Source organism: Desulfuromonas sp. CSMB_57 (assembly GCF_020194955.2).
Lineage (GTDB): Bacteria > Desulfobacterota > Desulfuromonadia > Desulfuromonadales > Syntrophotaleaceae > JAFCIY02.
Genome location: NZ_JAFCIY020000027.1, coordinates 1 through 4936, shown reverse-complemented (window position 1 = coordinate 4936; position 4936 = coordinate 1). Strand labels below are relative to the sequence as shown.

At 42.8% G+C, this 4936-nt stretch carries 10 protein-coding genes; all 10 read left to right on the top strand.

The window, feature by feature from the left end; translation table 11 throughout:
• Window positions 1–154 precede the first annotated feature (154 nt).
• Window positions 155–442 (top strand): hypothetical protein, encoded by a 288-nt coding sequence (locus JQN68_RS08695; RefSeq protein WP_225071929.1) that lies wholly within the window; start codon window positions 155–157, stop codon window positions 440–442.
• A gap of 45 nt (window positions 443–487) precedes the next feature.
• On the top strand, window positions 488–904 hold the full coding sequence (locus tag JQN68_RS08690) for a hypothetical protein (protein ID WP_225071930.1): 417 nt from the start codon (window positions 488–490) through the stop codon (window positions 902–904).
• Window positions 905–991: 87 nt separating this feature from the next.
• Window positions 992–1477: an Hcp family type VI secretion system effector gene (locus JQN68_RS08685; protein ID WP_249621121.1), complete on the top strand. Its 486-nt coding sequence runs from the start codon at window positions 992–994 to the stop codon at window positions 1475–1477.
• Between the two features lie 11 nt (window positions 1478–1488).
• Window positions 1489–2100 carry a hypothetical protein gene (locus tag JQN68_RS08680; protein WP_249621120.1) on the top strand — a complete coding sequence of 204 codons (612 nt, stop codon included), beginning with the start codon at window positions 1489–1491 and terminating at the stop codon, window positions 2098–2100.
• A gap of 2 nt (window positions 2101–2102) precedes the next feature.
• Window positions 2103–2426, top strand: a complete 324-nt coding sequence (locus tag JQN68_RS08675; RefSeq protein ID WP_249621119.1) for a hypothetical protein — start codon at window positions 2103–2105, stop codon at window positions 2424–2426.
• A gap of 109 nt (window positions 2427–2535) precedes the next feature.
• Window positions 2536–3021: an Hcp family type VI secretion system effector gene (locus tag JQN68_RS08670; protein ID WP_225071928.1), complete on the top strand. Its 486-nt coding sequence runs from the start codon at window positions 2536–2538 to the stop codon at window positions 3019–3021.
• A gap of 42 nt (window positions 3022–3063) precedes the next feature.
• Entirely contained in the window at window positions 3064–3351 is a 288-nt protein-coding gene (locus JQN68_RS08665) for a hypothetical protein (protein ID WP_225073908.1), read from the top strand.
• Window positions 3352–3391: 40 nt separating this feature from the next.
• Window positions 3392–3877 carry an Hcp family type VI secretion system effector gene (locus JQN68_RS08660; RefSeq protein WP_225073909.1) on the top strand — a complete coding sequence of 162 codons (486 nt, stop codon included), beginning with the start codon at window positions 3392–3394 and terminating at the stop codon, window positions 3875–3877.
• Window positions 3878–3953: 76 nt separating this feature from the next.
• Entirely contained in the window at window positions 3954–4247 is a 294-nt protein-coding gene (locus tag JQN68_RS08655) for a hypothetical protein (protein WP_225073910.1), read from the top strand.
• Between the two features lie 25 nt (window positions 4248–4272).
• The gene (locus tag JQN68_RS08650) at window positions 4273–4716 is read left to right on the top strand and encodes a hypothetical protein (protein ID WP_225073911.1); all 444 of its coding nucleotides are present in this window, start codon (window positions 4273–4275) and stop codon (window positions 4714–4716) included.
• Window positions 4717–4936: the final 220 nt, after the last annotated feature.

Genomic DNA, 4936 nt, shown 5'->3' with positions numbered 1-4936 from the left:
ACAAAAAGATCAAGTGGACCTGGGAGCCGACCGGCATTGAATCGGAAGATTCCTGGGCGGTACCGGTCTGATCCATTATTGCGCACCCTCCTTCACTGTATGGAGGGCCCGCCAAAAAGATTCCCCGAATCAATCAAAACTCAAAGGAAACAAAATGCCTCCTTCATGCGAAGACGATTCAAGACCGAAATACGGTAAATGGTGCGCCTTGCTGGATGGAATTGTAGCCGCAGTATGGGCAGCAACGCCTGATAAAACCGGTATTACCGCAGCAGGCACGGCAGCTCTTAATCCGGATCTACCGACAGCGGCCATATTACTGCAGGTAAAGAAATATAATTTAGAAATGGCAGCCAAAGGGGAAGATGGAATTGATCCGGTCTGGGCAGGACAGCATCCCATGGAAGCTTTTAGAGAATTGAAACGACGAAGAGGTTTTTGATATTCATTCGATGAACAAGTCAAAGCGGATTATAAAGGACGATCTATGAAAAATTACCTCTTTAAAGCACTGGTTTTTGTGCTTGTGGCGTCTGGATTTTACTATGCTGGGATTCGCGTTGGCAATTACCAGACAACTAAAAGAATAGACAGGCAAATTGAGAAATCGTTGTATGCCCTTGATGCCACTGAAATTAGAAATCAGGTTATGCTTTTGGAGCTTTTAAAAGCTGGCGATTATAATATGGCACAAAATCGACTTGAGGCTTTTTTAGACGTAGGACTTGCAGGACTGGCCCTGTACGTCAATAATCCACCATTAAATCCTGATAGTGAGGATAAGGAGATTATTGAGGCGATTAGTATTGCCAAGAATTATAGAGAAAAATATCCGGGTCATCAAGTCAATAGTACTTTTGAAAATTCAGTAAAGAAGACACTTGATTATGTTAGTAACAAGTAAAACAAGGCAATGCTTTGCAGCAAACAAGAGATTACTGGCTGCTTTCGCTGAGCAGTCTAATTATCACCACAAGGAGGAAACACCACAATGGCCATGCCTGCACATTTGACGCTCACCGGAGAGAAGCAAGGCAAGATCGAAGGCTCCTGCGAAATGCAGGGCCGGGAAGGAACCATTCTGACCTATGCCATGACCCACGACGTCACCATCCCCCGCAGCCCGACAGACGGACTGGCCACGGGCAAACGGGTACATGGCGCTCTTACCATCACCAAGGAATTCGATCAGAGTTCCCCCAAACTTTACCAGGCTCTGTGCACCGGCGAGCATCTCAAGGACGTCACCATCAAGTGGTACCGCATCACCAAGCAGGGTACCGAAGAGCACTATTTCACCCATGTACTGGAAGACGCCATCATTGTCAGCATCAACCCATCCATGCCCAACACCCTGGCAGCTTCCAACGAACCCTTCCGCCACATGGAAGAGGTGGCCTTCACTTACAAAAAGATCAAGTGGACCTGGGAGCCGACCGGCATTGAATCGGAAGATTCATGGGCAGCACCGGTGTAAAGGGGCAAATTATGAAAATTTTTATCCTGATCGTCCTTTTATTATCAATCACGCTTAACAATATCAGAGCAGAAGAGACTATAAAACATAGCAATTTCAATCAAAATACAATCAATGAAGGTTCCAAAACAATCTACAAAAATGATTTTGTCATAATAAATTATGGTGGAATGAATTTTCATTTAAAAACTAATCTTAAAAGCATTGGAATAGGCGAAAATATTGCAATTTTTAAATATTATAATCATCCTGAAATAGTAATTTCAACAGAAACATCTCAAACATTAAACTTACAAGGTATGAATTTTAACTTGGATGATTTTTTTCAACTGGCTTTTTTTAGCAATTCCCATCAGGCCATAGAAAATATATCAACAAATGATGGCTTCAATAGTTTTGTTAAAGAATTCAAGTGCGCATTTTTAAAGGACACTTCCACAATAGAAGTTTTTGAAAACCAAAAGCTACGTGCATACCAAATTAATGAATCTAAAGAACCATTTAAAAATATGGCCTGGATTATCAATAAAAACAACAATGAATCTGCGGTAAGGATTGAAAGCAATATTAGCAATGAGGATTTTAAAAAACTAATATTATACACAATAGAAAGCGAGGACTAGCTTTGTCACAACTAACACAATCTGAAAAACAAAACTTAAGAAAGGTTGTTGAAGCAATTTTTGGAACTTCCAACACAATACATTGGCAAATGAACGAGGAATTGCTTTTGGTTGTGGGAAACATGCTGCAAGCGAACATTGCTTGCTCCAATGCCATGGATCATGTACCCAGGCCAGGGGTATACCTGAATCTTAAAGACGTACTGAAAGAAATTGAAAAGATCGCAAATAGGATAAATACAGGAAATAATTCATACGAGATTTGCTCTATTTCAGTAAAAAATAAATGGCGAACAGCGGCAGAAATAGCCGCGCAGGGCCTTTAAGCGTCAAGATATTTTTAAAGCATCAAAATAGTCATCAATTTATATCAAACTATTCCGGCTTTGAAAAAGTTTCAAGGCCAAACATCAACCCTCAAGGAGGAACAACACCATGGCAATGCCGGCACATCTCACCCTCACCGGAGAAAAACAAGGCAAGATCGACGGTTCCTGCGAAATGCAGGGACGGGAAAAGACCATCCTGGTCTATGGCATGACCCACGACGTCACCATCCCCCGCAGCCCGACAGACGGACTGGCCACGGGCAAACGAGTACATGGCGCTCTGACCATCACCAAGGAGTTCGATCAGAGTTCACCCAAACTCTACCAGGCCCTGTGCACCGGGGAACATCTGAAAAACGTCACCATCAAGTGGTACCGCATCACCAAACAGGGCACCGAAGAACACTACTTCACCCATGTTTTGGAAGACGCCATCATTGTCAGCATCAACCCGTCCATGCCCAACACCCTGGCAGCTTCCAACGAACCCTTCCGCCACATGGAAGAGGTGGCCTTCACCTACAAAAAGATCAAGTGGACCTGGGAGCCGACCGGCATTGAATCGGAAGATTCCTGGGCGGTACCGGTGTAAAGCCATCATCCATTCATTGCCAAACAAAAAGGAGAAGGAATAATGAAAAAACTGTTTATCACCATGCTTGCCATTGCGTGCCTTAGTTTTACCACGTTGTCGTTTGCCCAAAGCTTAACTCTTACATCCGACAACGATATCAAAAGTGTTCTGGCCCAAAATACAGGCAAAATCGTCACAATTCGCCTTCAAAGCGGACAGGACATGACCGGTAAACTTCTGCTTGTCACTGATAACTTGGTCCATTTGGGGGAACTGAGTCGCCAGGAGTTTTATGATGGCGTCATTGATATCAACAATATTTCAGCCATTTTAATCAAGGTTCGATAAAAACTATATTTATCAAAAAGTTAAAGGAGAATTTTTCATCATGGCCATGCCGGCTCACCTCACATTAACTGGAGAAAAACAAGGAAAGATCGACGGCTCCTGCGAAATGCAGGGCCGAGAAGGCACGATCCTGACTTATGCGATGACTCACGACATCAGTATCCCACGCAGCCCAACTGATGGACTGGCCACGGGCAAACGTGTCCATGGTTCCTTGTGCATTGTCAAGGAGTTCGACCAAAGTTCGCCGAAACTCTACCAGGCTCTGTGCACCGGCGAGCATCTCAAGGACGTCACCATCAAGTGGTATCGCATCACCAAGCAGGGCACCGAAGAGCACTATTTCACCCATGCATTGGAAGACGCCATCATCGTAAGCATTCACCCCTACATGCCTACAACACTGATTGCTTCAAACGAACCTTTCCGTCACATGGAAGAGGTGGCCTTCACCTATAAGAAGATTAAATGGACCTGGGAACCCACGGGTATTGAAGCCGAAGATTCCTGGGCGGTACCCAGGTAAATTGCAAGCGACGCCCTCCTTCAACGCAAGGAGGGCGTCCACCAAATTCTAACCATTAAATGAAAAGGAAAAAATAATGCCTCTTTCATGCAGCGACAGTTCAAGACAGAAATACGGTAAATGGTGCGCCTTGCTGGATGGAATCGTTGCAAGTGTCTGGGCCTCGGCTCCGGATCCGGGTGGAGTCGTTGCCGTTGGCACAGCGGCACTGGATCCAGAAGTCGCAACAACAGGGATCTTAATCGCTGTCAATAACTTCAATCATAAAATGATGCAACAAGGCACATACGAGCAAATTATTGACCGTACATGGGCTAGCAAGTACCCGCTTGAGGCACTTCGTGAAATTAAAAAACGAAGTAATCAATAAAACAATACTATTACGGAAAACAAACATGAAAAATATTCATATTTTAGCTATTTTCATCGTCCTAATGGTAACTACAGGATTTTCAGGTTTTTTATATGGCAAAAAGGTAAGCGCAAAAAGATACAATGATCATTTTTTTGATTTATTTATGTCTTCAATCGCAATTAATTTAAAAAATGACATAGAAGTAATAAATTTAATTAACAAGAATCAAAATTCAAACGCAGTAAAACGTCTTGAAGGTTCGATCGACATTAACCTCTCAAGCCTTTCTGCATACACCGAGAAAGAACATAGAAATCCAGACCTTGATATTTTGGAGGCAATATCTTTTGCACAAAAATACATCGATGAATCTTCAACCTATAAAACAATCCCAAACATTGAAACTTCAGTTAAAAAAACACTTGATTATGTAAAAAAGCAAAAAGGTATAAATGATAAACCACCTGAATCGATCAATGAATGATTTTTTTATTTATTTATATAAATTGTGATAACCAGAATTTTACTATTTATATAAGAAAACGATAAATCCTCTTTTTTCCTTTGCCATCTTTGCAATAGGGCGAAATCCATGTACGAACAACGATTAACCGAGCGCTTGCGCTCACAAGAACTTGAACCGATGCGGCGCGGCAAACAAAGCCGCAAACGCTGCATCGATTCGGTGGTGGCGCATCTGCAGT

Excerpts from the sequence above, each read along its gene's own strand:
- JQN68_RS08650 (WP_225073911.1), top strand. The coding sequence starts at position 4,273 with ATGAAAAATATTCATATTTTAGCTATTTTCATCGTCCTAATGGTAACT.
- JQN68_RS08670 (WP_225071928.1), top strand. The coding sequence starts at position 2,536 with ATGGCAATGCCGGCACATCTCACCCTCACCGGAGAAAAACAAGGCAAG.
- JQN68_RS08695 (WP_225071929.1), top strand. The coding sequence starts at position 155 with ATGCCTCCTTCATGCGAAGACGATTCAAGACCGAAATACGGTAAATGG.
- JQN68_RS08685 (WP_249621121.1), top strand. The coding sequence starts at position 992 with ATGGCCATGCCTGCACATTTGACGCTCACCGGAGAGAAGCAAGGCAAG.
- JQN68_RS08660 (WP_225073909.1), top strand. The coding sequence starts at position 3,392 with ATGGCCATGCCGGCTCACCTCACATTAACTGGAGAAAAACAAGGAAAG.
- JQN68_RS08680 (WP_249621120.1), top strand. The coding sequence starts at position 1,489 with ATGAAAATTTTTATCCTGATCGTCCTTTTATTATCAATCACGCTTAAC.
- JQN68_RS08690 (WP_225071930.1), top strand. The coding sequence starts at position 488 with ATGAAAAATTACCTCTTTAAAGCACTGGTTTTTGTGCTTGTGGCGTCT.
- JQN68_RS08665 (WP_225073908.1), top strand. The coding sequence starts at position 3,064 with ATGAAAAAACTGTTTATCACCATGCTTGCCATTGCGTGCCTTAGTTTT.
- JQN68_RS08655 (WP_225073910.1), top strand. The coding sequence starts at position 3,954 with ATGCCTCTTTCATGCAGCGACAGTTCAAGACAGAAATACGGTAAATGG.